At 42.9% G+C, this 14,981-nt stretch carries 17 protein-coding genes; 2 read left to right on the top strand and 15 right to left on the bottom strand.

Annotated features, from left to right (window positions below):
* Positions 1-35 precede the first annotated feature (35 nt).
* From modC to queE, 7 genes are all read right to left on the bottom strand, one after another.
* Positions 36-1,121: a molybdenum ABC transporter ATP-binding protein ModC gene (gene modC / locus ACMXYR_RS10645; RefSeq protein ID WP_415901538.1), complete on the bottom strand. Its 1,086-nt coding sequence runs from the start codon at positions 1,119-1,121 to the stop codon at positions 36-38.
* Positions 1,114-1,812, bottom strand: a complete 699-nt coding sequence (modB, locus tag ACMXYR_RS10640; protein ID WP_415887625.1) for a molybdate ABC transporter permease subunit — start codon at positions 1,810-1,812, stop codon at positions 1,114-1,116. The genes modC and modB overlap by 8 nt, the downstream gene beginning before the upstream one ends.
* 3 nt (positions 1,813-1,815) lie before the next feature.
* Positions 1,816-2,583: a molybdate ABC transporter substrate-binding protein gene (modA, locus tag ACMXYR_RS10635; protein ID WP_415901537.1), complete on the bottom strand. Its 768-nt coding sequence runs from the start codon at positions 2,581-2,583 to the stop codon at positions 1,816-1,818.
* A 383-nt stretch (positions 2,584-2,966) separates the two neighbouring features.
* Complete coding sequence (locus ACMXYR_RS10630; RefSeq protein WP_415901536.1) at positions 2,967-3,995, bottom strand: GGDEF domain-containing protein; 1,029 nt, start codon at positions 3,993-3,995, stop codon at positions 2,967-2,969.
* A 401-nt stretch (positions 3,996-4,396) separates the two neighbouring features.
* The gene (locus ACMXYR_RS10625) at positions 4,397-5,014 is read right to left on the bottom strand and encodes a YigZ family protein (protein ID WP_415901535.1); all 618 of its coding nucleotides are present in this window, start codon (positions 5,012-5,014) and stop codon (positions 4,397-4,399) included.
* A complete protein-coding gene (locus ACMXYR_RS10620; RefSeq protein WP_415901534.1) occupies positions 5,011-6,183 on the bottom strand; it encodes a cation diffusion facilitator family transporter in 1,173 nt (390 codons plus the stop codon). The genes ACMXYR_RS10625 and ACMXYR_RS10620 overlap by 4 nt, the downstream gene beginning before the upstream one ends.
* 632 nt (positions 6,184-6,815) lie before the next feature.
* Positions 6,816-7,448 (bottom strand): 7-carboxy-7-deazaguanine synthase, encoded by a 633-nt coding sequence (gene queE, locus ACMXYR_RS10615; RefSeq protein WP_415901533.1) that lies wholly within the window; start codon positions 7,446-7,448, stop codon positions 6,816-6,818.
* Between the two features lie 133 nt (positions 7,449-7,581).
* Here queE and ACMXYR_RS10610 point away from each other — a divergent pair, with 133 nt between their 5' ends.
* Entirely contained in the window at positions 7,582-8,091 is a 510-nt protein-coding gene (locus ACMXYR_RS10610; RefSeq protein WP_415901532.1) for a DUF3087 family protein, read from the top strand.
* Between the two features lie 89 nt (positions 8,092-8,180).
* Positions 8,181-8,822 (top strand): rhodanese-like domain-containing protein, encoded by a 642-nt coding sequence (locus ACMXYR_RS10605; protein WP_415901531.1) that lies wholly within the window; start codon positions 8,181-8,183, stop codon positions 8,820-8,822.
* A gap of 44 nt (positions 8,823-8,866) precedes the next feature.
* Here the strand turns inward: ACMXYR_RS10605 and ACMXYR_RS10600 are convergent, their stop codons facing one another.
* The 8 genes from ACMXYR_RS10600 to ccoS all read right to left on the bottom strand — a co-directional run bounded on the left by ACMXYR_RS10600 (position 8,867) and on the right by ccoS (position 14,964).
* Positions 8,867-9,313, bottom strand: a complete 447-nt coding sequence (locus ACMXYR_RS10600) for a pseudoazurin (RefSeq protein ID WP_415901530.1) — start codon at positions 9,311-9,313, stop codon at positions 8,867-8,869.
* A 111-nt stretch (positions 9,314-9,424) separates the two neighbouring features.
* Complete coding sequence (locus tag ACMXYR_RS10595) at positions 9,425-9,922, bottom strand: hypothetical protein (RefSeq protein WP_415901529.1); 498 nt, start codon at positions 9,920-9,922, stop codon at positions 9,425-9,427.
* Between the two features lie 93 nt (positions 9,923-10,015).
* A complete protein-coding gene (rdgC, locus tag ACMXYR_RS10590) occupies positions 10,016-10,930 on the bottom strand; it encodes a recombination-associated protein RdgC (protein WP_415901528.1) in 915 nt (304 codons plus the stop codon).
* 172 nt (positions 10,931-11,102) lie between these two features.
* Positions 11,103-11,645, bottom strand: coding sequence for an adenine phosphoribosyltransferase (locus ACMXYR_RS10585; RefSeq protein WP_415901527.1), 543 nt, complete (start codon positions 11,643-11,645; stop codon positions 11,103-11,105).
* A 163-nt stretch (positions 11,646-11,808) separates the two neighbouring features.
* On the bottom strand, positions 11,809-12,606 hold the full coding sequence (fnr, locus tag ACMXYR_RS10580; RefSeq protein WP_415901526.1) for a fumarate/nitrate reduction transcriptional regulator Fnr: 798 nt from the start codon (positions 12,604-12,606) through the stop codon (positions 11,809-11,811).
* 71 nt (positions 12,607-12,677) lie between these two features.
* On the bottom strand, positions 12,678-14,066 hold the full coding sequence (gene hemN, locus ACMXYR_RS10575; protein WP_415901525.1) for an oxygen-independent coproporphyrinogen III oxidase: 1,389 nt from the start codon (positions 14,064-14,066) through the stop codon (positions 12,678-12,680).
* Positions 14,067-14,111: 45 nt separating this feature from the next.
* Positions 14,112-14,777: a sulfite exporter TauE/SafE family protein gene (locus ACMXYR_RS10570; protein WP_415901524.1), complete on the bottom strand. Its 666-nt coding sequence runs from the start codon at positions 14,775-14,777 to the stop codon at positions 14,112-14,114.
* Positions 14,770-14,964 (bottom strand): cbb3-type cytochrome oxidase assembly protein CcoS, encoded by a 195-nt coding sequence (gene ccoS / locus ACMXYR_RS10565; RefSeq protein ID WP_415884061.1) that lies wholly within the window; start codon positions 14,962-14,964, stop codon positions 14,770-14,772. The genes ACMXYR_RS10570 and ccoS overlap by 8 nt, the downstream gene beginning before the upstream one ends.
* Positions 14,965-14,981 lie beyond the last annotated feature (17 nt).

Genomic DNA, 14,981 nt, shown 5'->3' with positions numbered 1-14,981 from the left:
TTCGCAATATTGAGTGTTCGTTAAAAATTAATCTATCACAGTCCAGACCAATCTTCTTGGGTTACACTAATACCTTTGATTTGAGCATACACTTTGTCCCCCACTTGGAGATTAAGTTCCGTTAAAGCCCAACACGTTATATGTGACCACAGCTTACAACCCCCAATATTCAAAACTACCTCAATTTGATGAGATGATTCTTCATCTATCTGCATGATTGTGGCGGGTAATATATTACGAATACTCGTTTGCTGAGGCTGCGCTTTTGTTAAAGAGACATCGTTAGCTTTAATCCTGACTCGCAAAGCTTGTCCTGGGTTGATATCTAAAGCTCTCATCCATAATTGAGTACTATGGGATATATTTAGGCAGGACATCGGGTATTTGGGGTGATGATGATCAAGCTTAGCATTGAACAGTGAGCTTCTTGAGTCACCAGATAGCCAGGGGCGCATCTGTTCGGATGACCAAACCTCTTCGACGTTACCGAATTGGAGAATCTTTCCTTGATCCAATAAAACGAGATAGTCCGCTAGTTGAAGGATCTCTTCAAGGCTATGAGTTACATACAAAATGGGTAACTCCACCTCTTTTGCTAGCTTCGCTAGATAGGGTAATAGCTCTTTTTTTCGAGGAAGATCCAGTGAGGCTAAAGGTTCATCCATTAATAACAAACCAGGGTCAGAAAGTAGTGCTCGCCCAATTGCCACTCGCTGTTTCTCACCGCCAGACAGGGTGTTAGGCAAACGTTGTAGCAATGCTTGAATATCTAACATTTCTACAACACTTTGGAATTTTTCATCTTCCGGTGTGTAATCTGAACCGTAAAGGAGATTTCCCTGAACGCTGTAGTGTGGAAAGAGCAGTGCTTCTTGGAACACATAGCCGATACTACGTTTTTCTGGTGGTAAGAAGCGTTTAGTTTCGGTATTGGTTAGGTCCCGGCCATTTAATGAAATGCGGCCTTTATGAGGCTTTATTAAACCTGAAATATAATTGATCAGACTCGTTTTACCTGCACCCGAACGCCCAAAGATCACTGTGACACCACTGTGGGGTAGTTCAAAGTCACATTCCATTTTGAGATCACCCAATTGGGTGTCTAGCGCAACTTTAAGCATGTGTACCTCCAAGTTTCTGCTTGGCTTTTCGTGTTAGCCATTCAGAAGCTAAGAGGGAAGCGAGAGCAATGAATATAGCTATGGCGCATAATCGAGCCGCTTGGACTTCCGCACCTGGCGTTTCAATAAAGGAGTACATTGCGAGCGGGATCGTACGCGTGATCTCAGGGATATTGGATACAAAAGTAATGGTGGCACCGAACTCACCTAAGGATCGTGCAAAGCCCAAAATTATCCCAGTTAATATGCCGGGCAGTGTTAAGGGCAGGGTGATGGTAAAAAACACTTTTGTCGGTGAAGAGCCTAAGGTTCTGGCAGCATACTCAAGTTTTGGGTTAACCGCTTCGAAACCTTGCCTAATAGCTCTCACCATTAGCGGGAATGCTACCACTGCTGCGGCTAGTGCTGCACCTTGCCAACTAAAGCTAAAACTAAGTCCTGTAAGTTCATAAAGTGGCTTACCGAGCCAGCCTTGGCGTCCAAAACCAATCAATAACAGATAACCAATGACAACAGGTGGGAGGACTAAAGGCAGATGAACAATGCCATCTAATAAGGTCTTACCCGGAAATGTTTTTCGCGCGAGTATCCAAGCTACGCCAATGGCGACAGGTAGGCTAAACAGAACGGATGTGAGTGATACTTTTAAACTCAATAATAGTGCGGCCCACTCGTATTCTGTTATGAACATGGATTACTTTTCTTGCAACGTTTTGAAACCATAGCGTTTAAAAACGTTGCTTGCCTCTTCGCTAAATAGAAATTCATAAAATAATGAGGTACTAGCATTTTCTTTACCCTCAATTTTAGCAACCTCATAGATGATTGGGCTGTGCATTGATTCTGGGACCTCACTGAGTATGTTGAGCTGAGGCTTGTCTAGAATATCGGTTTTGTAGTGGATACCCATTGGGGTTTCGCCTCGCTCAGTTAGGGCCAATGCCGATCGTGCGCTGTTGGTTGGAGCAAAATAGCTTTTCCACTCATGCCATAGGTTGGCAGATTGCAAAGCCTCCTTCGCATAGATGCCAACAGGAACGTGATTGGTGTCGCCAATTGCAATGCGAGAGCGTTGATTAATTACTTGATCAATTTTGATTGCTTCGGAAAATTTGAACGGAGCAATTATATGATCTTTGTTACCAACGATAACCAGCCGATTGCTGATTAGAGCTCGCCGTGTGTTTGGCCTAAGAGATCCTTGTTGTTCAACATAATCCATCCAGCGCTGATTCGCTGCAATATAGAGATGAGCTGGGGCGCCTTGGGTGATTTGTCGAGCCAGTACCGAGGAAGAGGCAAAGGTCAGAGAGGGGGAGTGCTGGTGTTTATCTCTGAACTTGGCGGACAGTTCTTCTAGCGGTGCTGTTAAAGAGGTGGCTGCAAATATGTGAATTCTGTCTTCTGCTTGAACTGAGGTGAAGTAAAAACAAGATAAGAAAAATAAAATCTTAGACTTCATTAAGGTGTATCCAAGACTAACCAAGCTTAGGAATATGTGGAATATGCTATACAACTGCGGGGCTGAGATAAAGCGAAGGTGGCTAATTAAAACAGATAAAACCAGCTGAGTTGTAATAATTTATTTTTGTGGAATCTAAATATGCTTAGGTATGGTAGATATTTGATTTTGATTATTCTTTTTATGGTTTTGCAATAGAGTGAATTAGTTTTGCGTTTTCATTGATTTTGACTTTTGAGGGGGAATTACTTGAGGTAAGCCTAAAACTTAGCGAATCGAAATGGAAAAAGAAGAATTAGCAGTTAATAAATGGGCTGGGGAGTTCGGAGCCACAGCGTAGCCCCTACTTTCCTTTATTCCAGCGAATGAGGTGTATTCAAATCTTACGAGGAGATAACAACCTGATTACGGCCGCCATCTTTTGCTTGATAAAGTGCTTTGTCAGTACGTTCAATTAACTGCTCAGAGGTTTCACCAATAGTAAATTGTGAAACGCCAAATGATGCAGTGATAGAGCTGATAATATCACCAGACTTCTTTTGCTTGATTCGGATTGCTTGAATTTTTTGACGTACCTGCTCAGCTAATTCAGCCGCCGCTTCTTTATCTATTTGCGGCATTAAAACTGCAAATTCTTCGCCGCCAAAGCGAACTGGCAACATTGGCTCTGGGCAAACCTCTTTTAATAGCTTACCAACATATTGCAACACTTTATCACCCATAAGGTGACCATAAGTGTCGTTAAAGCGCTTAAAGTGATCTATATCGACAAGAACAAACGAGGTAACTAAATTAGGATCATTAACGCCGGCTAGTTGACTAATCTCAGCATCAAAAGCGCGACGATTAAATAGATTGGTTAGAGGATCGACCCTAGCATCTTGACGGGTTTTGTTAAGTTCTTCTTTTAGAGATTGAATTTCCGCTTGAGCTTCATTCATTCTTTCTTGAAATAGGCGGGCAGTTTCACTGACCGATTTGGTGTGGTCTGAAAGTGCATGAATGATTGATTCAATTGGCAGACTAGATTCACCGTCTTCGTTTTGGTGAAGTGCTTCTAAGCTCTCCTCAAGAACATTACTGAAATCCTCAGTTTTCTCGGCTGCGTTACCTGCATGTTCATGAAGGTCATTAATGAGGCCGATTAGACTGGCCTGTACGTCATCGGCCCCATTAATCTCATCTTTGATCATATGCTCGCGGAACAGTTGTTCACTGAGCATGGTAGGACAGGTTCCGTATGTCGTTAGGGTCTTATCAAGTTGCACATTTAACTCTGGTACACGATCACTAACGTACGTATACCATAGAGCATAATTAAGCGGGTTAGGCGGTATATTATGCTTAACCATTAATGGCACTGCCTGACGAAGGTACTCGGCAGCTTGATTGTTATTTTCAGCGAACTTCATACTTCCCCTATCGCTTTATTTGGTTGAACGAACGCTACTACACGAGAATTGTAAATGATAATCAGTACAATTCATATCTTGATCGGCAACTCAGTAACTGTAAAACAACTGTTTGAATTTGGGAACCGCTGAGGAGGAAAAAATCCTTTACTGATGCCTAATTTCTTTGAAAGTAGTATCGGCATAGCTCAATAAATCTTCAAGAAATTCTGCTGTAATTTTTAATTTATTTAAGTTGGTAGTTAGTTGGGAGTTCCCATGTAATCAGGTGTTCGGGAATTTTTAACTTTTAAATTTGTACAAATCTCTTCGGGAAGCATCTTAGTTGAAAATGCAAAAAATTACTTTTTATCTAATTGATAAATTAAAGGAAAATTAAGGTGTGTCTTGTACAAATATATTTACCAGCGTGTATCAGAGTCTTTATAACGAGTTAGATGTTTAAACGAGGTCAGCTGTTGTTTAAGCTGATTTAGTGCCGTAGCGCTTGCTTCTCCCTGAATATGTAGCTCTTCACTCCATTGGCGATCAAGAATATTGATCTGATCTTGATTTAATAATTGCTCAATATCACCTACAAGGTTATGGGGAAGATATAGGTCGAATGGAAATAGAGGGATGCGTTCTTCTGTCGGTAATACTTTAAGCGCTTCCTGTACGGCTTGGCTATAAGCTCTAACAAGCCCACCTGCACCCAGTTTAATCCCTCCAAAATATCGCGTTACTACGACGGTGATTTCACATAGGTTGCTATGTTCAAGAACATTCAACATAGGTTTACCAGCCGTACCTTTGGGTTCGCCATCATCACTGCTGTTCCAGCACTGAAGGTAACTACGGGTACCAGCAATATATGCCCAGCAGTTATGGTTTGCTTTAGGGTGTTGTTGTTGTATCTCGGCAATAAAGTTTCGAGCGCTCTCTAAATTGGGTGTGTGAGCGACATGAGTAATAAAGCGACTGTGTTTAATCTCGATTTCATGACTGAGGTAAGGCTGTTGAGGGTAATACTCTGTCATTGTTTAATGCCGCCTGCTAGGTAAATAGTTCCAAGCCATGGAGTGGGGGTTTGATTCAATTCTGCTTTAAGTCCAGATATAAGTGTTACTTCATCGTGGCCGTTTTGACGTAAAAGCTGGAGCTGTTCAAGGCTTAATAATATTTCTATATCAATATGGCGGCCATAATAATAAAGAGAGAGTTGATATGGCACTGCTTCTGGGAATATAGCTGAAAAAAATTGATCGATAGATTGAGTTACGTCACGCCTTGACGGTAGTTCCGTTTCTGGTGGTGTGATATCGAGGTCTTCATCATCATAGGTATCGATGTGGAAGATGATATGCCCAATCTCCTCATTGTCCTGTAGACACTGACATGCTTTGTTGCCGATGTAATGTCCTTCAGAGGCGCTCAGATGCGGAGAAACTTGGATATGAAGTTCCATTAAGTGCTTATTGCCTATAGTGCGAGCCTTGAAGCTATGGACGTTGATAATTCCCTCTATCGATAGAACTTGCTCTCTATAGCGATCGATATCTTCTTTAGGGATGGATGTGCCTAATAACTGCTTTAGGTTGCTCCAACTTAAATCCCAACCGATCTTTGCTACCATGATTGCGACAATCAGTGCTGCGATAGCATCTAACCAGATAAATCCAGCCATGGCCCCAGCGACACCAATGAAAACAACTACCGATGACAATGCGTCAGTTCGGCTATGCCATGCATTAGCAATTAAGAGAGCAGAATCTATCTGTTTGCCTATCTGCAGTGTATAACGATAGATCCACTCTTTAGCAGCTATGGATAGTGCTGCGATTATTAGAACTGGCCATTCGGGTAGTAGAAGTTCAGACGCTTGAATTAGATTTAATGTACTGTCGTAAGCCATTGCTCCTGCGACAGCAATGAGGATACTGCCAAGAATAACGGTACCTAATGCTTCAAAGTGCCCATGACCCCATGGATGATCTTCATCAGGTCCTTTAGCTGATACTTTTAATATCAACACGACCATAACATCCGTAATTAAGTCAGATAGAGAGTGGATACCGTCTGCGACTAAGGCGGCTGAATGAAAAAGAAACCCGAAAATAATCTTCAACAACCCTAGTACTGCGTTCACTGCAGCGCCGACCCAGGTCACTTTGTTTGCTGCTTTAATTTCCTGTTCTGTTCGTTGCATAACGTTGATCGTAAATCGCTTGAGACCATCCTTGTAAAGCCTAGCAGGTTAGAGGTTAAAAAATATGCTCAATCTTGAACAAGTTGATTTGGTTCAGGCAATATTTTTTACATTGCCATTGATCTTGTTAAGTCCAAATTTGGTGCAATTGTCTTGTTTGAATTTTCCTTGATGATTACCGTTATTACTAGGCTGTAGCCGGTGCTCTGTTTTATTACAGAAAATGTTGTTCACTGTGGGATAAACAGCCGCACTATATGGGTGCAAAAAACAATAATAAAATTTAACATTCCTGTGTTGACTTATGTAACATATTGATTTTAAAGATTAAAAATGCACTGGTTAAAAAATGATCAGTTTATTGGATTGCCTTGATTTATGGGCGTTTCATGACGTTTTAAAGTCTTAATTCACAAAGTTATCCACAGCTAATGTGAGTAGCCTTTGTAAGGCCCTATATTTTAAGGGAGCCAGGTTTTTCCACACTAAAAGTCGTTATTTTATGCTGATAAAAATATGTAGACCTTAATCTAAAGTGTTGAGTTTGGAGTGAAGTGCATAGGATCGAATGGAGTTGGCCAACATTAAGAAGTAAGCTCTGACCAGCTGTGTAAAGGGCGGTGCTAGAGGGTTTAGTCGATGCCTAGCACTTTATGGTTCTGTAAGCTGAGCTTCCATTGGGGATGGGCTAAGCAATAGTCGATCACTTCTTTTGTGTAGATTGAACGTGCAGGGCCGTCCATCGGCTGTAGATAGAAGTGCGCGAAACTAAGTTGTTCGAACCGGTCCGGTTGCGCTAACGGTTGCGGGTAAACCAATTTAAGTTCATCACCTTGGGTGATAATTACTTCGGCATCGGCTTTAGGGCTCACACAGATCCAATCGATATTACCGGGTAGTGGCTTCGTACCATTGGTTTCGATGGCAACTTCAAAACCGTTCGCGTGGCATTCATCCACCAAGGTTTGATCGAGTTGCAGCGCAGGTTCACCACCGGTGAAGATGATGTACGGCTTCTCGTTGTTCTGATCTGGCCAGAAGCTTTTTAGAAATTGGCACAGTTCAGCTGCGGTAGCGAACTTTCCACCGTGTTGTCCATCGGTACCAATAAAGTCAGTATCGCAAAAATCGCAGATAGCTTTTTCACGGTCTTGCTCGCGCCCTGACCAGAGATTACAGCCAGAAAAACGACAAAAAATTGATGCGCGTCCACTTTGCGCACCTTCACCTTGCAAGCTATAGAAAATCTCTTTTACGGAATACATCAGATTGTGGTAGAAAGGGCCTTTAAAATCGAGGCGATAAGTCTACACTGGCAGATTTTGACTGCAAGTTAATTCGGTTCATATTACGCCTGTAAGGTAATCTACAGGTTAACTAGTGTTATAGGGTACATTCGTGGAACTTAGAGAAATTGATAAAGTTGTTTATAAGCAAAAGCAGCGCAAGGTAGGTATCGTTTTTAGTCTGATTTTTGCTGTAATAGGTTTAGGGTTGAGTGCCGTTTTACGTCATTACTATGGTAATGCTGAAGGCGAGAATATGATGGTGAACCTAACTGGGGTGCTAATTGGTTTAGCTATCTCCATTATTATCTTTACCCAAGTGGCTAAAAAACCGTATTTCGATGAGCTTCGTTACGGTTGGAATCTAAAAAAACAGGCGCTTAAGATTCAAAATCACCGTCATCGTTGGGAAGAACGCCTTAGAGACGGTGATTCAACGGCAGCAATTGTTCTAGCTTTCTACCACAAGGCTACTCTACAGCTACAGAGCTTAGACGGTAATGAGTTTGGTTATAGCGATAGTAAAGAACGTGAAAATAAGTTTCTGGTTGAGTGTGAGAAGCTGTCCTTAGATGCAGATGCGTCTAAGTATTCGATCGATATGTTGTTGGAGATGAAATAGCACGCTGTTTATTTCAGCAATAAATTGATATTACTAAGGAGCTTAAGGCTCCTTTTTTGTATCTGATCTATAAGAATTGAGGTTTTACGATGCTTAGTCGATTTAAGCGATCTATTACGGTGTGGACGATTTTATTGATTTCGCCGTATCTCGCTGCTGAACAGAGTAATAGGGTGATGATCACACCCGAACTTTTCTCCTTTGTGGTTGAACATGAAGAGGAGTCTGTTGAGATTAAGCGTAATCAAGATCCTGATAATACCATCCATGAGCTGTATATCACGACTTCCCGTGGTACACCGCAGCCGATGTTTCCATTCGAACCTTATGAAGTGGAGACCATTGGCGAGAGAGAATTTATTGAGTATCTACAACAAGCTCAAACAGATAGCTCTATTTTAATTGTTGACACTCGGACTGAGGGCTGGCATTACCGATTGACGATACCGGGCAGCACCAATATTCCATACACGCTGTTAAAAGATCCTGAAACTCTTTCGGATGCGTTGGAAGAGTTGGGAGCAATCAACAAAGATGGCGTTTGGGATTTCAGTCAGGCAAAAACACTTGCTGCGTTTTGTAACGGTTATTGGTGTGGGCAGACCCCTACCTTTATATGGGCGTTGCTAGAGCTAGATTACCCTGAGGATAAGTTGAATTATTATCGAGGTGGCATGCAAGCTTGGACAAGCTTGGGGCTTACTACAGTAGGGGATTATTATTTGGAATAGTAGGGAGTTTTATTGGATCTCCCTACTATCTGAGCATAAGGCGTTTATTTAATTTGGTTTAGGTAGTTAGTTAAGCGGTCTTTATTCATCACAAAAGTAGCACTTAGCTCAGCAGCGTTGGTTTTTACCTCTTCTAGGTTTGTTGGTTTACCTGCTACAACTACCCCCATCATTGCCATCATCGCGTGTGGACGGCATTTGTATACGTACACACCTTCTTTATCGACGGTGAAAGAAACTTCTTTCATCATTTTGCCTTTCCAGCCTGTCGAACCCGCAGGGATTAGGTTGCTGATTGATTCAGAATTGTGACCTGGATCTGTTGGTTGGAATGTAACGGTATCACCTACTTCTACATTTAAAATGGCAGGCTCAAAAACCATAGAGCCGTCAGGACCTGAGTTTTTCATCATGACTGTATGATTAGCCGCGCTAGCAAAATTTGCGCAAACTGCAAGGGCTAGGCCCGCACTTAGAGTTTTAATGTTCATCGTTATGTATTCCTTACTTTGATAATGCAAGTGATAATGATTATTAAATAAGTTTATAGTGTTGGTAAATATCCTTATTTAGAACTATATAAACGCTAAATTTATAGGGGCTTAATGATTAGTAGGGGTTTGGTTTTGCGTATGGATATGGGAGCAAAGCTCTATGGAGTCTTGAGGGATCTCTATTTCTGGCATTTTATCCAACTGATTGGCTCCATATATTGCGATAAGCAGGGGAGAGGCAATGACAAACATCAAGAGGCCAGCCATGAACTGCCCTCTTGTCCCTTTGCGAATAGGTGTCGGTTTAAATACTTTGTAGCCCTTAGGTGGGAATTGCGCTTGTATTAACCCTTTGATCGCCATGGGGAGCATAGTTATGGCTAGGATTAGGAAGATCGAAATAGGCAATCCAATCAGTAAAAGGTGCCAAAGATAATCAGCCCTGTTTAGGCCAAACAGGCTATAACAGTGAGGCTGTTCTGCAAGGCGGGTGATAGATGGGAATAGCCAAAATTTGCCAGCGGCTATGAGAACTGCACCTAAACCCATAAACAGGATAATGAGCTTTATCTTCTCGCGCTTTGTGTATTCCGGTGCGTAATCCATCTGGTCTGCCCATATTGGCTATGAAAGCTTAATTTATAACCTTACCACTTGTCGTGCCGAGTTATAAATTAAGCTTGGACAGTTAGCAGATAATTAAGGACGTTGGGCTTCGCCGCCAAAGGCTTCAATTAGGGCAGGGAATAGCTTGCTGAACTCTAGACCCATTTGAACCATATCGGCATCGAATTGAGCGATCTCGTCTTCAGCTGCTTCGTCTGCCATTTTCTCCTGTAGCTGTTCGCTCAGTTTCAGGCGTTTAATGGATAGATCCTCCTGCAGAGTAATCTTGAGCTGTTCATCCCATTCTAGGGCTAGTTTTACGACGCGTTTGCCTGCTTCTAGGTGGGCAACAAACTCTTCATCTTCCAGTTGTTGGCCTTTGATTCGAATGACGCCGCCTTCTAAGACGTTATCACGTAGTTCGCACTCATCTAGGACTTCAAAACCTTGCGGAATGCTGTCGTGCTGCTCCAACCAATGAGACATTACTGCTGAGGGGGATTGGTTAACGTCAGGTAGTGTAATTGGCAGGCTACCTAGGGTGCCACGAAGATGGCTTAGTAGCTCTTCTGCTCTTTTGTGGCTAGAGGCATCAACCGCAATCCAACCTGCAGCTGGGTTGATTAGAGCGGTGGTCTGCTGGAATTTACTAAAGGCACGAGGCAACAGATCAAGAATAACTTCATCTTTAAGTTGGTCGCGCTCTTTTTTATACACTTTGCGCGCTTGTTCATGCTCAATCACAGAAACCTTCTCACCGACGGCTTCTTTAATCACTGCGCCTGGAAGGATCTTTTCTTCCTTACGCGCTGCAACCATAAACATTCCGTGTATCTGATGAGCGTGAACATCATCTAATAAGTGGCAAGGTGAGACCCAACCATATCGGCTTAATTCTTGGCTTTTGCATGGGTGAAAAGCGTGTTCGATTAGTTTCTCTTGTAGCTGCTCTTGAGTGTATTCAAACGCTTCGGTTAGGCGATAGAAAATTACATTTTTAAACCACATAGCAGCTCCAGAAAACGAAAAAATTGGCAGAGCATGGTAGGCAAGATTTGTACTCGATGGAAGAGAAAATCTATATTTGGCTGAAATAAAAGAGAGGTGAAAAGTGGTTTGTGGAATAAGAGGGAGATAAAACTGACGGCAGTGACTATGTCAGGCTGCCGTCAGGTTTTAATTAGAGACCGGCGTAAGCAAGTAGCGTGTGTACAGGTACACCCGCATCTTGAATTTTGCTAGAGCCTTGTAAGTCCGGTAGGTCGATCAATGCCGCTGCTTCAGAAACATCTGCGCCAAGCTCTTTAATAAGGCTGCATGCTGCTAAGATAGTGCCACCTGTTGCAATTAGGTCATCAAATACCAAAACTCGATCACCTTCCTTCACTGCATCGGTCTGCATCTCTACAGCAGCAGTGCCGTATTCAAGTTGATATTCCTGATGAATGGTTTCACCTGGTAGTTTGCCTTTCTTGCGAACAAGTACCAAAGGTATATTCAGGTGGTAAGACATGATAGAGCTGATCAAGAAGCCGCGGGCATCGATACTGGCAATATGTGTGATGTCACTATCAATATAGCGCTGGATAAATGCATCAGAGATCATGCGAAGCGCTTTAGGATCTTTAAATAGTGGTGTGATATCTCGGAATTGCACGCCTGGCTCTGGCCAGTCAGGAATCGTGCGAATAACTGATTTCACATAACATTCGTCATATGACATGAAGAACTCCTTAGAAACAGCAGGTTTTGATGCAGCTCAATGTTTTATTGCGTGGTAAAAGCTTAAATAAAGGCGTTGGGTTACACATTGAGATGGCTACTTAATTGTGCGACTAAATAAGCACCGGTTGCGAAAGCAATCGGTGCTTTTTTATATTTAAGGACTAACCACAAGTGCCTTTGCCACATTGAACGGTGACATCAGGCTCCTCAGTATCTTTTGCAGGGCACTCTCCAGAGAGTTCATATAGCTTATCGAGGTCTTCAATATGAACTTCTTTACCTTCGACTTGCAAAAGCTCTGACTTCTGGAAACGGGTAAAAATACGACTTACGGTTTCAACAGCAAGGCCCAGGTAATTACCGATTTCGTTACGAGACATTGATAAACGGAAACTTGTTTCCGAGTAACCACGTGCTTTAAACCTCATCGATAATTTAACAAGGAATGTGGCTACACGCTCTTCTGCATTCTTCTTAGATAGAAGCAGCATCATCTGTTGCTCTTCACGGATCTCTTTACTCATGGTACGCAACAATTGGCGACGTAGCTCAGGTAACTGACCGGAAAGTTCGTCTAAGCGCTCGAAAGGGATCTCACAAACCGTTGTAGTCTCGAGGATCTTTGCGGAGACAGGGTATTCGTTGTTATCAAAACCACTCATTCCCACAAGTTCACCTGGGAAATAGAAGCCTGTAATCTGCTCTTCACCCTCGTTTGTGATGGTGTAAGTTTTAACTGTGCCGACGCGAATAGCATAAACGCTGGAAAACTCTTCACCTTGATGGAAAAGGTGCTCACCTTTCTTAAGTGGGCGGCTTTTATCGATGATGTTATCTAGGCGTTCCATCTCTGTCATATCCAGAGATACGGGTAGACACAAAGAACTCAGACTACAAGTGTTGCAGCTTACTTGCTGTAGGCTACGTAGTTTTCCATCAGTTGCTTTGTTATCACTCATAGTGCGGTCCTGTCGTGGTTATATCGAATGGCTACCCACTGATTATGTAGTATTTCCGTAAATACGGAAAGTTAAATAATCTTCGAGAATCGCTGTGAACTCTGGTCTTTTGGTATATATGCGTCAAATGCCATACATATACGACGAATTAATAGACGACCTGCAGGAGAGACCACAATCTCTTTCTCATTCATACTGATTAGGCCGTCTTTGGTGAATGCTTCTAGCTCAGCTATAGAGTTGGCGAAGTATTCATCGAAGGTAATATCAAATTTAGATTCAACCGCTGTTTTGTCTAGCTCAAAGTGACAGATAAGCTGTGTAATAACATGGCGACGAATGATGTCATCTTGCGTCAGGCTCACACCGCGTTTAATTGCATGAGCGTTATTGTCTACTGCAGCACTGTAATAAGGCATATCGTGCTCATTTTGATAGTAAACAGAGCCAATTTGGCTAATCGATGAAACACCCATAGCGACAAGGTCACACTCTGAATGAGTCGTGTAGCCTTGGAAATTACGATGTAATTTGCCGGTACGTTGGGCAATGGCTAGCTCATCGTCTGGTTTAGCAAAGTGATCCATACCGATATAAACATAACCTGCATCTAGCAGCTTATTGATAGTGGATTCTAGAATCGCAAGTTTTGTTTCTGGACTTGGCAGTGTTTCTTCCTGAATGTGACGCTGTGGACGGAAACGGTCAGGAAGGTGAGCGTAGTTAAATACCGACAGGCGATCAGGATTCATCTCGATAACAGTATCTAGGGTTGCGTTAAAACCTTCGAACGTTTGGTAAGGAAGTCCGTAGATCAAATCTAGATTTAGAGAGCGGAAACCTAATCTCCGAGCTTCTTCCAGAATTGCAGCTGTTTGCTCTACTGACTGAACGCGGTTTACTGCTTCCTGAACTTTAGGGTCTATATCCTGTAGGCCCAGACTGATACGGTTAAAACCGATCTCACGCAGAACTTTGATTGTTTCAAGGCTCGCTTCACGAGGGTCGATTTCGATGGAGTAATCACCGCTATCGTCATCAAGAAGGTTAAAGTTTTTACGCATTTCACCCATTAGCTCGACCATCTGCTCATGGCTAATGAATGTTGGTGTTCCGCCACCCCAATGTAGCTGGGTTACTTTGCGGTCATTACTGTACCACTTGGAAAGCTGAGCCATCTCTTTATAAAGTGTGTCCAGATAAGGCTGAGCTTTTTTGCGGTTACGCGTGATCACTTTATTACATGCGCAGTAGTAGCACACATGCGCACAAAATGGGATGTGGACATACAGAGAAAGCGGATCGTTGATGTCCGCAGAGTTTTGTCCGGTTGCTACCAGATCACTAGGAGACAACTCTGGGTCAAACTGAACAGCAGTAGGGTAGGATGTATAACGAGGACCCGATAGGTCGTATCGTTTAATCAAGTCCAGATCCCATTTAATCAGATTGTTATCCACGTTTGTGTTCCTCTGTAATCAGTTTCTTGCGAAAAATGTGTTCAGTTATTGTTGGAATATTCCCAGCCATGGGATGCTGTATAAGCCCATTCCAATAATGATTGCGCCCGAAATGTGTTGAGTCAGGCGTTTCTGAAGAATTTGTTTAACTTGTTGGGCCAGTACACCGGTTAACAGCATGGCTGGCAAAGTGCCTACGCCAAAGGCCGCCATCAATTGTGCGCTGGTCAGCCAGTCGGATGCTGCTGAAGCCCAAATTAAAGTGCTATAAACCAAACCGCATGGCAGCCAACCCCACAGGCCACCAAGCATGATTGCTTGTCCGATATTTCTAACCGGGAGAAGCTTACTCGCAACGGGACTTATCTGCTTCCACAGAACGCCGCCTGCTCTTTCTAAGTGGGTTAAACCTTTCCACCATTGGGCAATGTATAGCCCCATGAAGATCAGCATCAATCCGGCAAAGCTGCGAAGTACGAGTTGCAGTACAGGATCGGTTAACAACCAACTTAGGCTACCTAAAATTGCGCCTGCAGTTGCATAGCTAATAATACGCCCAGAGTTATAGCAGAGTAAAAGTAGGAAGCCTTGACCTCCCTTAGGGGAGCTAAGGGAGACGGTGGCAGCTATGCCACCGCACATACCCAGACAATGCGTACCGCCAAGCAAACCTAATAAGAATGCTGTAGGTATGACGAGTGCTTCAGTCATTGCCTTTGTCAGTCGGTTTTACTTTTGCATCATCCGGAATCAGATCTTCGTCATCATCATAGAGAATGCTATGTGCAGGGCTGTCTAGATCGTCGTACTGGCCGTTGTTAACGTTCCAGAAGAAAGCCCAGATAGCAAAGCCGATTAACAAGATGGCAATGGGGATCAGCAGGAAAATTATATCCATTGAAACTACATAACCCT

It is taken from the genome of Neptuniibacter sp. QD29_5, from assembly GCF_047778125.1.
Taxonomy (GTDB): domain Bacteria; phylum Pseudomonadota; class Gammaproteobacteria; order Pseudomonadales; family Balneatricaceae; genus Neptuniibacter.
Note: the sequence above shows the minus strand (reverse complement) of the source record. Positions and strands in the feature narration are given on the sequence as shown.